Origin of the sequence: Segatella copri (genome assembly GCF_009494395.1) — a bacterium.
In the GTDB taxonomy this organism is placed as follows: Bacteria; Bacteroidota; Bacteroidia; order Bacteroidales; family Bacteroidaceae; genus Prevotella.
This window is the reverse complement of record NZ_VZCB01000047.1, coordinates 19,125-37,639: the sequence shown is the minus strand read 5'-3', so window position 1 is coordinate 37,639 and position 18,515 is coordinate 19,125. Positions and strand designations below refer to the sequence as shown.

Here is an 18,515-nt window from a genome sequence, read left to right as displayed (position 1 = left end):
TTTGAGTATTAATAACTTATTTAATAATCGTCTCGTTTTAACGGGACACTAGTGATTCTAAATGAAATTACCACAATTCAGCAGGCGACAGATCTTTGTCCTTTCTGCCCATCAGATAGTAATCGGCAAGGAACTGGATGTAAGCCTGGGTGACTTTCAAACCGATTTCTCTTACATATTTGCTGGTGAAGAGGTTGGCATCAGGCAACATGTTGTTCTCAATCAGCTTGCAGACAATCTCGTAAGGGAATGGACGGCCCAAGCCAGAGATGATATTGAAGCTGTCGAGCTCTGCATGCTCAGCGTTGTAATATGGATTCTCAGGAGAAGCAATGCAGTGAGCCATGCCGAAGCAGATGTTGATTCCGGTATATGGACTTCCGCAAACGATGATTCCCTTCTCGTACTTTGGAGGGAACTTGATGTTGGCTGGTAATTCGAAACCAACTTCCTTTAGGAAACTCTTCAAGGTCTTGACATCCTCCAAGAAGATGAACTTATCACCGTAGCCCTTTGCCTTGAGCAGGTTGTAATCGTTGATAGGCTGCTCGTGGTTCACCTGAGCCTTCTCTGCCTCAATCTGCTCCTTGTTCTCCTCGTAGTTTGGGTTCAGCAAAGCACCCGTCTGCCACCAGTCGCCACCGAAGTAGAAGAGATTGGTAACCATCAGTTGCTCGCCACTGAGGAATTCGCTGGCATCTTCGATATTGGTAGAATCCTTTCGAACTCTATATAACTTCTCTTCCTCAGAATCCTTATCAGAAGCATCCTCCTCAGAAGCATCATACAAATCCTTCAGATAGAAGAAGTTCTCATCCTCCTTGATCATCTTGAAGGCACGGGTGCCCTTGTAGTCGATTTCTGTCCAGAGCTTGTGGGCAGGATGATGTTCGCTCACCTTGGCAAGCCATTCGGCAGAGGTGAGGGCGAGGAGGTTGTTGCGGCTGTTCATCGTATGCTCTATCTGGATAGAGTAGGCGATGACATCATTGAAGCCCTGTGGAGAGTGGGCGAGGCGCTCCAGCTCCATCTGAAGGCGGAAGCGGTTTCCCACGTTGAAGAAGCAGCCATAATGGAACCAGGCGAGTGCATCGCGATATTCATAGAACTTGTCTTCATCGGTTGGCAATTCGCAAAGGAAATCGTAGAGACGCTCGTTCTCCGGCGCTGTCTCGTATTCCTTGTCGAGCACATTATAAGCCATCTTGGCTGCCAGCTCCAGGGTGCTGAACAGGAATGGTACAGGTTCCTGCACATAACTGCTCTGCTGGTAATGGTGCCAGCACAGGAACTTGATGTCTGCATAGTTGATTTCGTCAGGATCGTATGGAGACTCATCATCGTTCAGCGTATTCTGGATAAATTCCTTCTCGTTCTCGTAGAAAGGAATGTAAGTGCCATAGCGCTTCTTGCATTCTGCTGTAAAGGTCTTCCAGATGCAGGTACCTGAGATGACGTCCTCAAAGTAGCCGGCGATGCTGAGTGCAAGCTGCTTGGCTTCTTCCACGTTCTTAAACTGGTGGGTGAAGCACGCCTCATCGAGGGCATGGTATATTTCGTTAGCCAGTTCTGTATAGTACAGATCTACTTCATTTGGTTTCTCGTATGGATGCATTGTCATCCATTCTTGGGTGAAAATTACCTTTTTCATATCTTTCGATTCTTTGTTATTCGAGGTTATAATCGATATTCGTTGTGATGCGATGTCGTTATTTCTCGGGTTATTATATATATTTGTTAGTCGTTCGGCATGAAATGTCGTCCGAATTATCTGTAAAGATAATGCAAAGATAATGATTTCTGCGCAAAAAATGCAAGAAAGTCACATTTTTTTCGTATCTTTGCACCCGAATTTAGGCAATCTTAATAAATACGTACGATTGCCGCAAGCGTTTCGGAAGGATTTTGCACCCTAATTCATGGCTGGGAGGGTGAATTCGGCCTTCCATTTTGATTATAATGAATTAAGGTTAAAAAGATTTGAAGACATTTGAAGAATTAGGCGTGAGCGAGGAAATTCGCCGTGCCATCGAAGAGCTTGGATTTGAGAATCCAATGCCAGTTCAGGAAGAAGTAATCCCATATTTGCTTGGTAATAAGAACGACGTGATTGCGTTGGCGCAGACCGGTACGGGTAAGACTGCATCTTACGGTATTCCGGTTATCCAGAAGACTGATGCCAGCAGCAAGCAGACACAGGCTATCATCCTCAGTCCTACACGTGAGCTCTGCCTCCAGATAGCAGACGATTTGAACAGCTTTGCCAAGTACATCGACGGTTTGCATATTGCCGCTGTTTATGGCGGTACCGACATCGGAAGCCAGATTCGCACCCTGAAGCATGGTGTGCAGATTATCGTAGCTACCCCTGGCCGTCTGCTCGATTTGATTAATCGTGGCGTGGCTCAGTTGGAAAACGTGAACAACGTGGTGCTTGATGAGGCTGACGAGATGCTGAACATGGGCTTCTCAGAGAGCATCAATGCCATCTTCGAGAACGTTCCGGAAGATAGAAACACCCTGCTCTTCTCGGCTACCATGAGCAAGGACATCGAGAAGATTGCCCTCAACTATCTGCACGACCACAAGGAAATCGTAGTGGGTTCGCGCAACGAGGGTGCTGAGCATGTAAATCACATCTACTATCTGGTAAATGCCAAGGACAAGTATCTCGCCCTGAAGCGTGTGGTGGATTTCTATCCACGCATCTTTGCGATTATCTTCTGCCGCACCAAGCTGGAGACTCAGGATATTGCAGATAAGCTGATTAAGGATGGTTATAATGCTGAGGCGCTGCACGGCGACTTGAGTCAGCAGCAGCGTGACCTCACCATGCAAAAGTTCCGCAATCATACCGTTCAGTTCCTGGTGGCTACCGATGTGGCTGCCCGTGGTCTGGATGTAGATGATCTGACTCACGTTATCAACTATGGTTTGCCTGATGATGTGGCAAGCTACACCCACCGAAGCGGCCGTACGGGTCGTGCCGGAAAGAAGGGAACATCCATCTCTATCATCCATACCAGAGAGAAGTTCAAGGTTCGCCAGATTGAGAAGCAGATTGGCAAGGAGTTCGTGGACGGCGTTTTGCCAACCCCAGAGGAAATCTGCAAGAAGCAGCTCTTCAAGACCATGGACGACATCATGAAGACCGATGTGGACGAGGATCAGATTGAACCATACATGGCTGAAATCAACCGCCAGTTTGAGTACATCGACAAGGAGGACATCATCAAGAAGATGGTAACCATCACCTTCGGTAAGTTCCTCGATTACTATAAGAACGCTCCTGAGATTATCAAGCCAGAAACAGGCAAGGGATCCCGTGGCGGCGAAGGTCGTGGAAGTCGTGGCGAAGGCCGTGGCAAGGTTTCCAATGGCCGCAGAAAGCATGAGACTGAGGCTGGTTTCAAGAGACTGTTCATCAACCTGGGTAAGGCGGATGGTTTCTATCCGGGCGAAATCATGCAGTATCTGAACAAGCACGTGAAGGGTCGCCAGGAGGTTGGTCACATCGACCTGCTGAGTAAGTTTGCCTACATCGAGGTGCCTGAGGAGGATGCGAAGCGCGTGATGAAGGCTTTGAACGGTACTGAGTACAAGGGCAGAACCGTGAGATGTAACGATGCTGATGAGGAAGGTCATGGCAGAGCAGCCCGCGGAGGACGCAGTTCTGAGGGCAGAGGTGGTCGTTCTTCAGAAAGAGGCGGACGCAGCCGCAGAGGTTCTTCTGATGATGCAAGAGATTCTCGTGATTCTCGTGGAAAGGGAGGACGTGGAAGCCGTGGTGAATCTCGTGGCGGCAGAAAATCTCGCCCTCAGGAGGATACAGGCGATTGGCGCCAGTTCTTCCAGAACAACGACAACGTGAAGTTCAAGGGTGAGGAGCCAAACTTCGAGGAAGAAGGTTGGGCTCGTCGCAGACCTAAGAAGAAGTAATTTAGGCAGCGATTTATAATAAGATGAAAGTCTGCATCAAAGGGATGTTTTGATGCAATATCCATATTTTGCGGTAAAAATACAGCAATTTCTTTGGTAAATTGCGGTGTTTTTACCGCAATTTTTGTATATTTGCAGCCGTAAACATCAAATTTATTGTATCTTTATACGCAATTTTAACCCTAAAAGATATTCTGTAATAAGTTAATGAAGAAAACTATTCTTATCGCTTGTCTGGGACTGGTAAGTCTGGGCTTGCAAGCACAGAGCATTTCGCTCGCTGGTGAATGGAATGTGGAGTTGGGAAAGAGCGGTAGTGCTTTTGCCAAGAGTAAGCGTGTCTCGCAGGGTGAGGTGAAGCGTGCCATTCTTCCCGGTACCATCGATACGAACCGTCTGGGATTCGCTCCGAAAGATACGATGGAGACAACGCATCTTACGAGACTCTATGCCTATAAAGGAGCTGCAAGATATTCCAGAACCATCAATATCCCGAAGGACTGGAAGAAGAAGCCGGTAGAACTCTTCCTGGAGCGTACCCGACCAACATGGGTGTATGTGGATGGAGAACTGGTGGATTCCTGCAACTTCATCTCTACTCCCCAGCGCTATCTTCTGCCAAAGAAGGTGAAGCCGGGCAAGCATCTCCTGGAAATCGTGGTGGATAATGGAAGAGGTGTGCCTGATCAGGTTTACGGCTCCAGCCATGCTTATACGGAAGATACGCAGACCAATTGGAATGGAATTATCGGAAGGATTGAACTCCTGCTTGTCGGTTCTGCTGATAGCAAATCGGCAGAAGTACTAGCAGGAGCAATCCCTTGCCGTTCAGTAGCTTCTCCTACCGCCCTTCAGAAGCCTGATTTCGTCAAGGATTTTCATATCAAGGGCGCTCACTTTTACGCCAATGGTCATAGGATATTCCTTCGTGGCAAGCACGATGCGGCTGTCTGGCCGCTGACGGGATATGTGGAGATGAGCGTGGAAGGCTGGATGAAGTATTTCGGAACCTGCAAGGAATATGGAATCAACCATGTGCGCTTTCATTCCTGGTGCCCACCGGAGGCGGCTTTCGTGGCAGCGGACAACCTGGGAATCTATCTCCAGCCGGAACTTCCTTTCTGGGGTTCTTTTGACAAGAAGGATGAAAGGCTGATGGCGTTCCTGCATCAGGAAGGCGAGAACATCCTCAGAGAATACGGTCATCATCCATCTTTCAGAATGATGGCGCTGGGGAATGAACTCTGGGGCGACATCGACAAGATGAAGGAGTTTGTGGATGATTTCCGCAAGATTGCGCCCGATAAATACTATACCTTCGGAAGCAATTACTATCTCGGTTATCAGGGAATAAAAGAAGGAATGGATTACTTCACCACTTGCCGCATCGGAGGCGAGGGATGGGGTAAATACAATACTCATACCCGTGGTTCCTTCTCGTTTGCCGACGCCTACGATGGAGGAATGATCAATCATTTCCATCCTAATTCTACGATGAACTTTGATGAGGCTTGCGATAAGGCAGGAATCCCTATCATCTCTCACGAAACAGGCCAGTTTCAGACCTATCCTGATTATCGGGAAATAAAGAAATACACCGGAGTGCTTCATCCTTATAACTTTGAAGTGTTCCGCCGCAGGCTGGCTGCAGCCGGAATGCTCTCGCAGGCAGATGATTTCCACAAGGCTTCGGGCTTATGGAGCGTGAAACTCTATAAAGCCGATATAGAGATGGATTTGAGAACCCGGAATATGGCGGGCTTCCAACTGCTCGATATTCAGGATTATCCCGGTCAGGGAAGTGCTTTCGTAGGCATCCTGGATGCGTTTATGGAGAGTAAGGGAATCACTACGCCCGAGGAATGGCGCCAGTGGTGCTCGCTTGTGGTTCCTCTGCTGGAAATGAAGAAGTTCTGTTTCGAGGATGGCGAGAAGATTCAGGCTAAGGTAAAGGTAGCCAATTATGGCGGTTCTTCGCTGAAGGGCAAGAAACTGAAATGGCATCTGGCTGCCGAGAACGGATTGTTTTGTATGGATGATGGAACTTTCAGCACCAAGGATGGTGAAGTGAGAAAGAATGTGAGCGACTTGATGGCTGAGGATGAGGGAGTATTGAACATCTTTTCATACGATGAAGGTTTGGTGGATGTGGGTGAACTGAATGGTGTTTTCCACGTACAGAAACCAACCAAGCTGCTTCTTACATTAAACATTGAAGGAACAGAGGCGAGAAACTCCTACGAATTTTGGATTTATCCGAAGAAGGATTTGGAAAAGAAGGGCGTTATCATAGCCAAGGATTTGAATGAGGAAGTGGTGAAAGTCTTGGAAAAGGGCGGAAAGGTGCTTTGGATGCCTACGGCTTCCAGCCATTTCGTGGCTGCCGATGATACGCTTTCGCAGGCAGGTAATGCTACTCCTTATACTGTTGGCGGACTCTTCCAGACCGATTACTGGAACTATCGCATGTTCAAGACCATCTGCGAGAACAACAAGAAGAAGGTTTCTCCAGGAACCCTGGGCATTCTGACGAATCCGGAACATCCGATATTCAAGGGATTCCCTACCGAAATGCACAGCAACTGGCAATGGTTCCCAGTTATCAAGGAATCGCATCCGCTGGTGCTTGACAACTTCGCCAAGGATTATCGCCCGATAGTTCAGGTGATAGATAATATTGAGCGGAACCATAAACTTGGCTTGGTGATGGAATGGAAGGTGGGAGCCGGAAAGCTCCTCGTCTGCATGAGCGATTTGGAGAAGGCAGCCAAATATCCGGAAGGCAAGGCTTTCTATCAGAGTGTACTGAACTATATGCGCTCTGCTTCTTTCAATCCATCTGCAGAAATAACGGTGGATGAATTGAAGAAGAAACTTGTCGAGAAGCCTCGTCAGGTTTCATTGAAGGAGCTGAATAATATCTCGCAGTATTAATTGGAATTCTGTAGGTTGCGAATCTGTAAGATAAAATAAACTGAAAAATCAGCAAGATAACAAGAATAGAAAGACTAAATAAAACAAGAGCGGAAAGCCAGGAGTTAACAGGTTAACAGTTAACAGCTGATTTTCCGCTCTTTTTATATCATCCTGAGACTAATCTTTATCCCAGGATAAACCATTCTATCATCTCTATTGATTCAGAGATAGGATTTACTTCGCATTGATTTCCTTCAAGAGGCGGTCTGCATGTCCCCACTTATCCATCAGGTAGAGCACATAGCGGATGTCCACACCGATGCAGCGAGCCAGACGCTTGTCGAAGTTGATGTCAGAGCTGAGGCTGTCCCAGTTGCCATCGAAGGCAAGACCAATCAACTCACCCTTGCCGTTGAACATAGGGCTACCAGAATTACCACCGGTAATATCGTTGTTGGTGAGGAAGCAGAGCTGCATCTTGCCAGTCGTCTTATCCTGATACTTGCCGAAATCCTTCTCAGAGAGAAGCTCGTGCATGATAGGCTCAGCGTAGTAATCGATGACCTTATCGCCCTGCTTCATCTTCTCAACGATACTCTCGGCTGTGGTATAATAGCCTGATGGCTTGCCACCGAGGTCGAAACCGCCTACCTGACCATAGCTCAATCGCATGGTGAAGTTGGCGTCGCTGTAGTGAGGCATGTCCTCCTCCATACGGAGCTTGGCAGCACAGAGATACTTCTCCTGCTCGGCGATGCTATCGTTGATGCTGCCCATCTGAGCAGCGAAATCACCATATACATCGTTCAGATCCATACCGAAGCTTACGCCTGGATCCTTCTCATATCCCTTCTTGTTGAAATAGAGCTTGGCACCCTTCTTCATGATGAGCGACTTCTCCCAGAGATAATCCACATACTTGGCGTAGTCGCCGCCAAACTCAGCGTCGATGGTCTTGTAGAACTTAGGCAACCATTTTGCATCTACGTGCTCCTTGTAGTTCTTCAGAAGGGTAGCGAGCACCTCCTTATCGAGCGCCATATCCCATTCTGCAGAGTTATCTTCAAACTCATGATACTGCTTCTTCTTGTTCTTCTCAGGACCCTTCACCTCCATGTTGGTCTGGAGCTTGATGGCACGGGTAGAGAACTCGATGTTGCTTCTTCTTGTGAAAGATTCAGAGAAGTTGGTCCAGGCATACTTCACGTCTGCGCTCTCCTTGTAAAGCTTGGCGAGTTTATCGAAATCTACTTTGTGGGCGAGGTCGTTGGCAGCCTTGGCTGTATCCTGCCAAGCACGGAGACGGGTTTCGTACTCACGCTTCAGATTCACGATGCCGATAGAGTCGATACACTTGTTCATACCGAGGGCATTCTTCCAGTAGTTGGAAGAGCTGGCGTACTTGCTGTCGTACTTGATGCGGACAGCCTCGTCGGCACGCATGTGCTTCTGCATCACCTCCTGCTTTACGCCACGAACCTGGGCACGAGGCGCATTCTCAGCATCGCGCATGGTCTGGATTCCGTAGCTTGAAAGATAGCGTTCTGTGCTGCCTGGGTAACCCATGGTCATCGCATAGTCGCCATCCTTATAACCCTGGAGAGAAACCTGTGCCCAACGCTTTGGATGATAAGGCACATTGTCCTTGCTGTAGGCAGCAGGACCATTGGTCTTAGGGTCGGCATAGATGCGGAATACAGAGAAGTCGCAGGTCTGGCGAGGCCACATCCAGTTGTCGGTATCGCCACCAAACTTACCCATTGACTTTGGTACGGTGAAAACCAAACGTAGGTCGGTGAAATCGCGGTAAGTAGTAGCGTACCACTTGTTGCCCTCGTAGAAAGGCTGAACGGTGATATGGAGGGTAGAATCGTTCTTCTTCACCTCTTTGGTCATCTCATTCTCCAGAGAATCGATGAGTTCATCGCGCTTCTTGTTGTCGAGTTTCTCGTATCCGAGGCTCATCACCTTATCGGTTACATCTTTCTGTTCAACCATAAAGCTGACGAACATATTCTCGTTAGGCAATTCCTCTGCGTAAGATTTAGCAAAGAAACCGTTGAGCATATAGTCGTGCTCCACGGTAGAGTGGCTTCTGATAGCCTCGAAACCGCAATGGTGGTTGGTAAATACCAAACCGTCTGGAGAAACGACTACGCCTGAGCAATAGCCAGAGAAGTTAACCACAGCATTCTTCAAGGCGTTCTCGCCGTTGTAGAGCTGGTCGTAAGTCATACTGAAGCCTTCGCGCTGCATCATCTCATATACAGCGTTAGGCAAGTTGTAAATCGTCCACATTCCCTCGTCAGCGTGAGCGGTATTGATTCCGCAGAACGCCATGATAGAGGCGATAAGGACCGTTGCTTTTTTCTTCATTACTTGTTTTTGTTTTCTATTTTTATTATGATGTTATTTATTCTTTTTCTCATACCCTTCTTTCCAAGTCTTTGCCAGCTCTGTCATCCGATATTGCTGGCGTGGATGTCTTGGGGTGTTTGGGTATTTCATCTCCAAGGCTCCTTCGGCTAGGGCAGGGGTAATGTACTCCTTTCTGAATCTTGTCCTGTTCTTTAATCCAAACAGGTTCATTATATCACCGATGGATAGATAATCTTTATTTATACGTATAATGAGTTCTTCTACTTGGGACGAACTTGGGACGAACTTGGGACAAGCTTGGGACGAACTTGGGACATTTTCTTCTCCGTCTTTATTTATGAAGTTGTTTTTCTGTCCACTTCCTGTTTGAGAATTTAAGTTCGGCTGCTCTTTCCAATCATCAGTCGGCCGGATATGCAAATATCTGTTCTTGAGAACCCAACCATCTTTTAGGAGTAAGTTTCTGAAGAAACGAACCAGGTAGATAGGAGAGTAATCAATGCCTTTCTGAATGTTGCGATAGTTGGCACGAACTAGGGCATTGCGGAAATACCAGGAATGCTTGGCGAACATTTCGTAGTTCACTTCATATCCTAACGAACGGAGATATTGGATGGTGAAAATCGCCGTGGTTCGGGTGTTGCCCTCTCTGAAAGCGTGGATTTGCCAGATACCAGATACAAATTTGGCAATATGCTCAATCTTCTCATCATCCGTCAGACCTTTATATGAGAAGTTCTTCTCCTGCTCAATATCCCAATCCAAGGCTCTTCGCAAGTCTTCCCAATTCAGGTAGTTTACGGAATCTCCTTCGAGCACCCATTCTTTCTTGGAAATATCGTATTGGCGGATTTCTCCTGCGTGCTTGAATACTCCCTCGAAAATTCTTCGGTGCAGGGAAACATATCCGTTGGTATTGAAGGCAAAGGTTTTGCTGGCGAGAATCTTTGCGATGTTGGCAGAAACCTTATCTGCCTCTTCCTCGTCTTCATCCTTAGGTGTACGGACCGTCTTGCTCTGATAGTAAGAGTCAATCAGTTTTCTGGTTTCATCCAGAGAGATTTCCCCTTCGATATTTCGCTTAGCCACATCTATGAGATACGCCGACGGTTGCAGCCCATCTACAGCCTGCAATCCGATAGCCGTCTTCCAGTTCTCGGCACTTTCCTTCTGCGAAGGCTCTCCTTGTCGAAGATACTCATCGAAGGATGCGAACTCGTTGATATTATCTTTATTCATAGATGTAATGCTTGATATTTAACTTTGCAATTTAGACTCCCTTGCAAGCCGTTGTTCCCGCAAGCGCTTGAATTGAGCTAAGCACTCTTCCAGCGAAAGCGGATGCTCTCGCCAATAAGCCATGGAAGCCATCTTTTGGGCATTGACTTTCTTGTGATAATCGTTCAGTTGTATCTCCATCCATTTATGTATTATATTGTTAGAATATTACGTTTGCAAAGTTACGACTATTTCCCGAATTTTCCAAGGCTTCGCTTGATTTTCTTCATAATTTGCTTTTTTGCTGATAATAATCCTGGGGAAAGAACCTCTTGCTCCAGCATATCCAGAGCCATTCTTAACTCTTTGAGGAGTTCGGGATAGTACTTCATCTGCTCGTAGGCGAGCTTCATGCAGTAGCAGCGGATGGCGTAGGGCTGGGAACAGGCGGTAATCTTGGCGATGCAGAAATCGATGAAATCGGAGCGGAGTGATTCTTCCTCGAAAGGCTGACGGAGAAGAAGATGGAGCATCAGGCGGCGCTTGGTCTCATTCTTCTCTGCGAGAACCCGGTCTATCAGTTCATTGTGCTTCTGAAAGAGCCACGGGTTGTTGGCTTCATCGAAATGGGTTAAAGCCCAAAGTGCATTGAACGATACGCGGTCGTTTTCATCGAAGGTGAGTTGGTAAAGCTCTTCCTTCCGGTGGTCGTTCTCCTTACCTTGTGTCATGATGCATATCTTGTTGATATCGTTCATATTGATCTTGTCCTGTAGTATCTTTCTCATGCTCTTTTTCAGTTTTTGATGTATAAAATGAAAAGTCCAGTTGTACAATCAATGGGTCTCTAGTTGTACAACTAAAAGGTGTATTGTTGTACGACCAATGGGGGTATAGTTGTACAACTAAAAGGGTTATAGTCGTACAACTAAAAGGTTTATAGTTGTACGATTAAAGGGTGTTGTCACTAGGCTCGGCAGGTCTGCTGACTGCAGTGAACAGACTTGCTGACTAGGCTCAGCAGCTCTGCTGAGCCTAGTGGAAATCCTTTAAAAACGGTCTCCTTGCACTTAATATTTAATTTCTTGGACCTGATTAAACGAGAAGTCCGCGGACTTGCAGATTGTCCACGGACTTCTTGGAATATAGTCAATCAATGATTGGAATCTCTTACTTTCTAAAGTACTTTCCCACCACTGGCAGACTCTTTAATGGGAAATCCTTCTTCACGAGATAGGCGGCGAAGATGAGGATGAGCACCGTGTTGATGAGGCAGGCGATTCTACTGGAGAAGTATCTGTTAGCCTCGGTCATTCCTGCGAAGAGGATGAGGGCAAGAACCACATAAATCATAATCTCTTTCACCGGATAGTTGATAGGATACTTCTTCTGACCCACGAAGTAGGAGAGAAGCATCGCCGTTCCATATCCAGCGAAACCAGCCCAGGCACAGGCAATGTAACCATAGATAGGTACGAAGATAACGTTGATGGCAATCAATACCGCACAACCGATGCCCGAGAAGTAAGCACCCCAGATGGTCTTGTCGATGAGCTTGTACCAGAAACTGAGGTTGAAATATACTCCCATCATGATTTCGGCAGCCATTACGATAGGCACTACCTTCAAACCATCCCAGTAGTCGCGACCGATGATGTGGCGCAATATATCCAGATAACCTACTACCACCAGGAAGGCGAGCAGGGTGAAGATGACGAAATATTTCATCGCCGAAGCGTAAGTCTGTCGGTTGTCCTTATCCTTTGCCTTGCCGAATACGAACGGCTCATAAGCATAGCGGAAAGCCTGGGTAATCATCGCCATAATCATCGCAATCTTGCTGGCTGCTCCGTAGATTCCGAGCTGCGCATGCGCATCGCCCTTCTCATAGATGTAAGGGAAGAGAATCTTGTCGGCTGTCTGGTTCAGAATACCGGCAATACCGAGCACGAGGATTGGCCAACTGTAGCCCATCATCTTCCTGACGAGCACCTTACATTCGCTCCAGGAACATTTCTCGCCCATGAATCCTTCCTTCAGTTCCTTGTAGAAACAGAAGGTGATGGATGCGGTGCAAACCAGGTTAATGTAGAAAGCATAACCCACATCGTGACCATCCATGATGACGTAGTAAACCAGGTTGAGCGCAATGTTCAGACCGATGAAGAGCAACTTGAAGGCAGCAAACTTCAGCGGGCGCTTCTTGTATCTGAGGTAAGCGAACGGGATGCACTGGAAGGCATCAATAGCCACGGTTACGAACATGGTCCATACATAAGCCGGATGGTCGGCGTAGCCCATCGCATCGCTCAATGGCGTGATGAAGAGGAATACCAGGGCAATGAAGAGTAGGGAAGTGAATCCCACCATGCTCAATACCGTGTGATAAACCTTTTCTGAGTTTTCTCCCTCCTTGTTGACAAAACGGAAGAAGGTGGTCTCCATTCCGTAGGTCAGGATAACGAGGAGTAACGCCGTATAGGCGTACATGTTGGTGATGACACCATAACCACCACTGGCGGCGCTGATCTTAGCCGTATAGAGTGGTACAAGCAGATAGTTGAGGAATCTGCCGATGATACTGCTCAAACCATAGATGGCGGTATCCTTTGCGAGTGATTTTAAACTTGCCATTATCTTTCTTAATGTTGAATGTTAAGTGTTAAATGTTAAATTGGGCTTGCGCCGTCATTCAAAGATTATCTGTGTAAATCTGTGAAATCTGTGGGAGACTCTTATCCGAAGAATAAATATGCAATAGCGATTGCTGCGATGACTCCTGCCAAATCGGCGAGCAGGCCGCAAGCTACGGCGTGACGGGTATTCCTGATACTTACGCTTCCGAAATATACAGCCAATATATAGAAGGTGGTGTCGGTGGAACCCTGGAAGATGCAGCTCAATCTGCCCACAAACGAATCAGGACCATAGTTCTTCATCGCCTCCAGCATCATGCCTCGTGCACCACTTCCCGATAGCGGTTTCATGATGGCGGTAGGCAGGGCGCCTACGAAATCGGCATTCAAGCCGCATTGTTCTACCGACCACGAAATGCCTTGAATCACCATATCCATCGCTCCCGAAGCACGGAACACGCCGATGCCCACGAGGATAGCTACGAGATAAGGGATAATCTTCACCGCAGTAGTAAAACCTTCCTTCGCTCCCTCGATAAATGCATCATAAACATTCACTTTCTTCCAGAAACCAGCCAGGATGAAGCAGAGGATGATGCCCAGGAGAATCATGTTAGAAGCCAAGGTGGTAACCGTGTTCATCGTATCCTTGTCCATCTGTCCGAATCCCCAGATGATAATACCTACGAAGGCGCACATTCCCAACAGAGTAGCGAGCAATACCGGCTGCAGGATGTTGATGCGCTGCCAGAGCGAAGTGATGATGATTCCGGCAAGCGTAGCCACGAGCGTAGCCATCAGAATAGGGATGAAGACATCCGTAGGCTGGGCTGCACCATAGGAGGCACGGAAGGCAAGGATGGTGGTAGGGATGATGGTGAGTCCTGAGGTGTTCAGAACCAGGAACATAATCATCGGGTTCGTTGCCGTATCCTTCTTCGTATTGAGTTCCTGCATCTGCTGCATCGCCTTCAATCCGGTAGGCGTCGCCGCATTATCGAGTCCCAGCATATTCGAAGCGATATTCATGAAGATGCTTCCCATCACCGGATGGTTCTTCGGAATGTCAGGGAAGAGACGGGTGAAGACCGGGCTGAGTGCTCTGGCCAACACATTCACTACTCCCGCCTTCTCTCCAATCTTCATGATGCCAAGCCAGAGGGCGAGCACGCCCGTCAGTCCGAGAGAAATCTCGAAGGCATTCTTGGATGAGTCGAAGGTGGAATCTACAATCTTCTGGAAGATAGTTGTATCTCCCATTGCCAATCCGATGAGTGCGAAGATGAACGCAATCACGAAAAATGCTATCCAAATGTAATTTAAAACCATAATTGTTTCATCTTGCGGTTTTTTCAACCGCTTTTATTGTGATAATGTTCTTGTCACAGAATAATATAATACCTGATAATCGGGTGCAAAAGTACAACTTTATCACAAAATTCCAAAGGAATTCGGACTGAAAATCACAAAATTCCTATTGTTTTAAGGCGTTTTATCACAAAATTCCATGCTTTTCTCTCGTCGCTATCACATTATTCCCTATTCGTTATACTTTTTTAATCTCTCTTTTTATCCGATTTCAGAAAAAAGATGTACTTTTGCCGCTCAATTCATGAAAGGAAGGAATTTGGTTATACAAAAACATTATTGAGGAAGCAAAGGACTTCTGTAATATTTTATAGTATGGACAAGAATGAGAGAATAAATAGCGAGCAAGAGATGCCCGCTGAAGCGAATAAGGATCATTCCGCTGATGCGGATAGAGTAAAGGAAGTATATAAGGTGACGATAGCGGGAAGCATCATCAATGTGGTGCTGCTCGTGCTGAAGTTTGCTGCTGGTATCCTCGGACATTCAGCAGCCATGATAGCGGATGCCATCCATTCGCTTACCGATTTCGCCACAGATGTGGTGGTATTGGTATTCGTAAAACTGGGCAATAAGCCGAAGGATAAGGACCATGATTATGGGCATGGCAAATACGAGACGCTTGCCACAGCCATCATCGGCATTTCGCTTTTTGTGGTGGGTGTGATGATCTGTTATTCTGGCGTTACCAAGACTTATCGTGCCATCTGCGGTGAGACACTCCAGCAGCCGGGCGTTGTAGCCTTGATTGCAGCCATTGTAAGTATCGTGATGAAGGAGTGGGCTTATCAGTTTACGGTTAAAGCCGGAAAAAAATATCATTCCGAGGCTGTAGTGGCAAATGCCTGGCATCATCGCAGCGATGCTTTATCGAGTATCGGAACGATGTTCGGTATTGGTGGTGCCATCATCCTGGGAGAAAAATGGGCGGTGCTCGATCCGCTGGCTGCCATCATCGTGAGTGCCTTCATCATCAAGGCTGCCTGGGGACTGGTGATGCAGTCTGTGAAAGAACTGACGGATGCCAGTCTTTCAGAAACTGAGGAAGATGAAATCCTGAAGATTGCAAATGAAGAGCAGGGAGTAGGAGAGATTCATAACCTGCGTACCCGTCGCATCGGAAACAAGATTGCGATAGAGATGCACGTCCGCATGCCGGGCTCTCTTTCGCTTTATGAGGCTCATGAGCATGCTACTCATATCGAAACAAAACTGAAGCAGCACTTTGGCGCAGATACCCATGTGGGAATCCATCTCGAACCGATTAAAGTGAATGGAAAATATCAGAAACCGGAATAAACGGAAAAAGTCTTCAAGCCAAAATGGCTTGAAGACTTTTTTGTTTTATATTACCAGCCGAGATTTACGCTGGCTCCTGCCATAATCCACAAACCAGGCTGCTTAACGGCAGTGAGGTCGTAATAGCGGTGGCAAGTGATGTTGTCGGCTTTCACGAAGATATTGTATTTCTTCTCGTCCCACATCAACTTGCAATCTACCTTGGTGTATGGATGATAGCCATTCATTCTCTGCTGCCATCTTACGCTCCACGAAGCAGAAAGCTTGCTCCAGATCTGATGATCCAGTCCGAATACAGCCTTGTGCTTGAGATATTCCAATGCATAGAGTGATTTCAGAATGTTGGTCTCGGTCTTATGATCCTGATAGATGTAAGCATAACCCAACTTGATGCGGGTGATGAAACTGTTTGGCACCAATTCTCTCATGTAGATAGTTGCATCTACGTTGTAGCCCATGTTGTTGAGCTTTCCGATGTTCATTACGTGATACTTGCTGTCGTTCTGTTCGGTCACGGAAGTCTGAACCCAGTCAATCATGTTGGTGCCGTGTGCGTAGAATCCGCTTACGGTTGCGGCAAAACCAGTCTGGCGATACTGGGTTCCCACCTTGAAGGTTGAGTTCTTCTCCGGGTTTAGGTTGATGTCGCCCTGCTGCACCACATTACTTATATATAAGTCGGTGTAGGTAGGCATTCTCAGAGCCTTGTTCCAGGAAGCGTAGAACTTCCAGTTGTCGTTAAGCCGATAACTCATATCCACACCCGGATAGAAGCGGAAGTCGTTGTCCAAACCGGTGTTCTTGTTGGCCAAGACACCAGCCGACAAGGTGAAGCCGCCGAAGATGAAGTTGTGCTCCAGCATGATGTTGGTATTGGTGCGCTCGCCCTTTCGGGTATATTGACGATCAGAACCCGAGATATCCTTATAGTCTTTCTCTGCGAGTTCCTCGCCCAATGCAGTAGAGTAGATGCACTCCTTACTGATGTCGAAACCCACTGCGGTCTTACCCAAAGCCCAAGCCACGTTGGCATTCAGACCACCACCATAAACATCGAGGTCGTGATAGTTCTCGCCTGCAGCAGCTCCAGCCTTTCCACGAATCAACTGATAGTGATCCTTGAATTTGTTATAATAGAATTGAGGCGCAATCTCCCAGGTCTTCTCCTGGTTGTGCAGACTCAGGTTGAGAGAAGCCATACCGTGGTCTGTCTTCTCATATTGGTTGTTGTATTTGGCGCTGTAGAAAGTGTTGGCACCGTAGCTCTGGGTAGAGATTCCCACCTGAGCATTGATGTCGAAACACTGGTCGTAGCTCAGGTTAACCTGTCCGAAACCTTGTCCTTTCTCGAAGTCGCTGTTGTCTGTTCCTCCGTCCGAACGCTTGTAGCCTCCGCTGGCAGAGTAGGCGTGTGTCCACTTGCCTTTGGCATAAGCCGTCTGCACACGTCCCTGTGCTCCGAAACTTCCAAAGCTTCCGCCTTCTACACTTGCAGATACTCCATCATTCTTTGCCTTCTTGGTCACGATATTGATGGCACCATTGAAGGCTGAGGTTCCGAATACGCGCGATGCTGCCCCCTCGAGCACTTCGATGTGGTCGATGTCGGCAAGAGCTACAGGAAAATCAGAAGCATTGTGACCAGTCTGTGGATTGGAAATGTTGACGCCATTCAAGAGAATGGTAATCTGGTCGAAGGTTCCACCATTGATGGAGATATCCGTCTGAACACCAAAGCCACCACGCTGACGGACATCCACGCCGGTAGCTAATTTCAATACATCGTTGATAGTCTGCGCAGCCGCACGATGAATATCGTCGCGGGTAATGACAGACACAATCTTAGGTGACTGCTCTACAGTCATTGGCGCACGAGATCCGGTAACGCTCACCGCATCTAGCTCGTAAGCCTTTCCGCCCTTGTAGAGGGTAGAATCAACCTTGGCTCCCTCTGTGCTTACGCCTGCAGCCTTAGCATGGCTCAGGGTAGCAACGCTGAGTGCACCAACAAGTACCTCTCTTCCCAAAACTGCGAAGAGTGAGTAATTCTTATTAGAGAATCGGTTGAACTTCAAGCTGTTGCGCTTGTTGAAAATTGTTTTGTACATTAAATAAAATGTTTATAAATGATTAATAATTCGAAGCCGCAAGCCTGCACGGTTTTCGGCATTCGGGGTGCAAAGGTAATGTCTTTCCTCGAAATGACAAAGCAAAATGTGATTTATTTTATTTCCATCGTAAAGTTTTAATTTAAATCAAGCGAATTTGTATTTTACTCTTCACTCTTCACCTCTCTTCACCACTCTTCACCTTTTTTTGAAGTTTTCGTCCTTTTGGGATTAATTGTTTTAGGGCTTTTTGTCCGTTCCTGCACTAAATGCGAGGATTCTCTTACTAGAATAAAATAATCGTCCCGTAGTATAATTTTTTCTGTCACGACGTTTCGATTTGTGCCTGGTCGGGGCAAAATATTGCCCTTGGCGTGGCAATATTTTGCTCTCCTGAGATAAAAAACTGAACGTCAGGACGCTGTTCAGGTGAAGGGTTGTGAAGAGTTGTGAAGAGTGAAGGACCACTCTTCACCTCCCGTAATGCCGATAAACACAGGGGTTCCCGGCGATTTGGTGAAGAGTGAAGAGTAAAATCGAGAGTGGCTTTTATGCCAATTGTTTTGAGCAGGATGCAATCTATTCTTATCTATTTTGCGATTTTCTTGGAGAATCATTTGCTTTTTCAGATTATTCTTGTATCTTTGCAACT

The 18,515-nt window shown here is 47.0% G+C and carries 11 protein-coding genes; 3 read left to right on the top strand and 8 right to left on the bottom strand.

Going from position 1 to position 18,515, the window contains the following annotated elements:
- Positions 1 to 67: 67 nt before the first annotated feature.
- Positions 68 to 1,651, bottom strand: a complete 1,584-nt coding sequence (locus tag F7D73_RS05665) for a DUF3843 family protein (RefSeq protein ID WP_153122929.1) — start codon at positions 1,649 to 1,651, stop codon at positions 68 to 70.
- Between the two features lie 329 nt (positions 1,652 to 1,980).
- Here F7D73_RS05665 and F7D73_RS05660 point away from each other — a divergent pair, with 329 nt between their 5' ends.
- Positions 1,981 to 3,939, top strand: a complete 1,959-nt coding sequence (locus tag F7D73_RS05660; RefSeq protein WP_153122927.1) for a DEAD/DEAH box helicase — start codon at positions 1,981 to 1,983, stop codon at positions 3,937 to 3,939.
- A 207-nt stretch (positions 3,940 to 4,146) separates the two neighbouring features.
- Entirely contained in the window at positions 4,147 to 6,873 is a 2,727-nt protein-coding gene (locus tag F7D73_RS05655; RefSeq protein ID WP_153122925.1) for a beta-glycosidase, read from the top strand.
- 216 nt (positions 6,874 to 7,089) lie between these two features.
- On the opposite strand, the gene F7D73_RS05650 is transcribed toward F7D73_RS05655, so the two are convergent.
- The 6 genes from F7D73_RS05650 to F7D73_RS05625 form a co-directional block, all read right to left on the bottom strand.
- Positions 7,090 to 9,231: a S46 family peptidase gene (locus F7D73_RS05650; RefSeq protein WP_153122923.1), complete on the bottom strand. Its 2,142-nt coding sequence runs from the start codon at positions 9,229 to 9,231 to the stop codon at positions 7,090 to 7,092.
- A 33-nt stretch (positions 9,232 to 9,264) separates the two neighbouring features.
- The gene (locus F7D73_RS05645) at positions 9,265 to 10,473 is read right to left on the bottom strand and encodes a Fic family protein (protein ID WP_153122921.1); all 1,209 of its coding nucleotides are present in this window, start codon (positions 10,471 to 10,473) and stop codon (positions 9,265 to 9,267) included.
- An 18-nt stretch (positions 10,474 to 10,491) separates the two neighbouring features.
- On the bottom strand, positions 10,492 to 10,653 hold the full coding sequence (locus F7D73_RS05640; protein WP_006849254.1) for a hypothetical protein: 162 nt from the start codon (positions 10,651 to 10,653) through the stop codon (positions 10,492 to 10,494).
- A gap of 47 nt (positions 10,654 to 10,700) precedes the next feature.
- Positions 10,701 to 11,240, bottom strand: coding sequence for a hypothetical protein (locus F7D73_RS05635; protein ID WP_153122919.1), 540 nt, complete (start codon positions 11,238 to 11,240; stop codon positions 10,701 to 10,703).
- 382 nt (positions 11,241 to 11,622) lie between these two features.
- The gene (locus tag F7D73_RS05630; RefSeq protein ID WP_153122917.1) at positions 11,623 to 13,086 is read right to left on the bottom strand and encodes an oligosaccharide flippase family protein; all 1,464 of its coding nucleotides are present in this window, start codon (positions 13,084 to 13,086) and stop codon (positions 11,623 to 11,625) included.
- Positions 13,087 to 13,187: 101 nt separating this feature from the next.
- A complete protein-coding gene (locus F7D73_RS05625; RefSeq protein WP_089545119.1) occupies positions 13,188 to 14,417 on the bottom strand; it encodes a nucleoside recognition domain-containing protein in 1,230 nt (409 codons plus the stop codon).
- Between the two features lie 354 nt (positions 14,418 to 14,771).
- On the opposite strand from F7D73_RS05625, the gene F7D73_RS05620 reads away from it, so the two are divergent.
- Positions 14,772 to 15,755 carry a cation diffusion facilitator family transporter gene (locus F7D73_RS05620; RefSeq protein WP_420377627.1) on the top strand — a complete coding sequence of 328 codons (984 nt, stop codon included), beginning with the start codon at positions 14,772 to 14,774 and terminating at the stop codon, positions 15,753 to 15,755.
- Positions 15,756 to 15,805: 50 nt separating this feature from the next.
- Here F7D73_RS05620 and F7D73_RS05615 read toward each other — a convergent pair whose 3' ends face one another.
- Entirely contained in the window at positions 15,806 to 17,863 is a 2,058-nt protein-coding gene (locus F7D73_RS05615; protein ID WP_153122915.1) for a TonB-dependent receptor plug domain-containing protein, read from the bottom strand.
- Positions 17,864 to 18,515 lie beyond the last annotated feature (652 nt).

Coding starts and splice junctions, on each gene's coding strand:
- F7D73_RS05625 (WP_089545119.1), bottom strand. CDS start 14,417: ATGGTTTTAAATTACATTTGGATAGCATTTTTCGTGATTGCGTTCATC.
- F7D73_RS05635 (WP_153122919.1), bottom strand. CDS start 11,240: ATGAGAAAGATACTACAGGACAAGATCAATATGAACGATATCAACAAG.
- F7D73_RS05620 (WP_420377627.1), top strand. CDS start 14,772: ATGGACAAGAATGAGAGAATAAATAGCGAGCAAGAGATGCCCGCTGAA.
- F7D73_RS05645 (WP_153122921.1), bottom strand. CDS start 10,473: ATGAATAAAGATAATATCAACGAGTTCGCATCCTTCGATGAGTATCTT.
- F7D73_RS05665 (WP_153122929.1), bottom strand. CDS start 1,651: ATGAAAAAGGTAATTTTCACCCAAGAATGGATGACAATGCATCCATAC.
- F7D73_RS05655 (WP_153122925.1), top strand. CDS start 4,147: ATGAAGAAAACTATTCTTATCGCTTGTCTGGGACTGGTAAGTCTGGGC.
- F7D73_RS05630 (WP_153122917.1), bottom strand. CDS start 13,086: ATGGCAAGTTTAAAATCACTCGCAAAGGATACCGCCATCTATGGTTTG.
- F7D73_RS05650 (WP_153122923.1), bottom strand. CDS start 9,231: ATGAAGAAAAAAGCAACGGTCCTTATCGCCTCTATCATGGCGTTCTGC.
- F7D73_RS05615 (WP_153122915.1), bottom strand. CDS start 17,863: ATGTACAAAACAATTTTCAACAAGCGCAACAGCTTGAAGTTCAACCGA.
- F7D73_RS05640 (WP_006849254.1), bottom strand. CDS start 10,653: ATGGAGATACAACTGAACGATTATCACAAGAAAGTCAATGCCCAAAAG.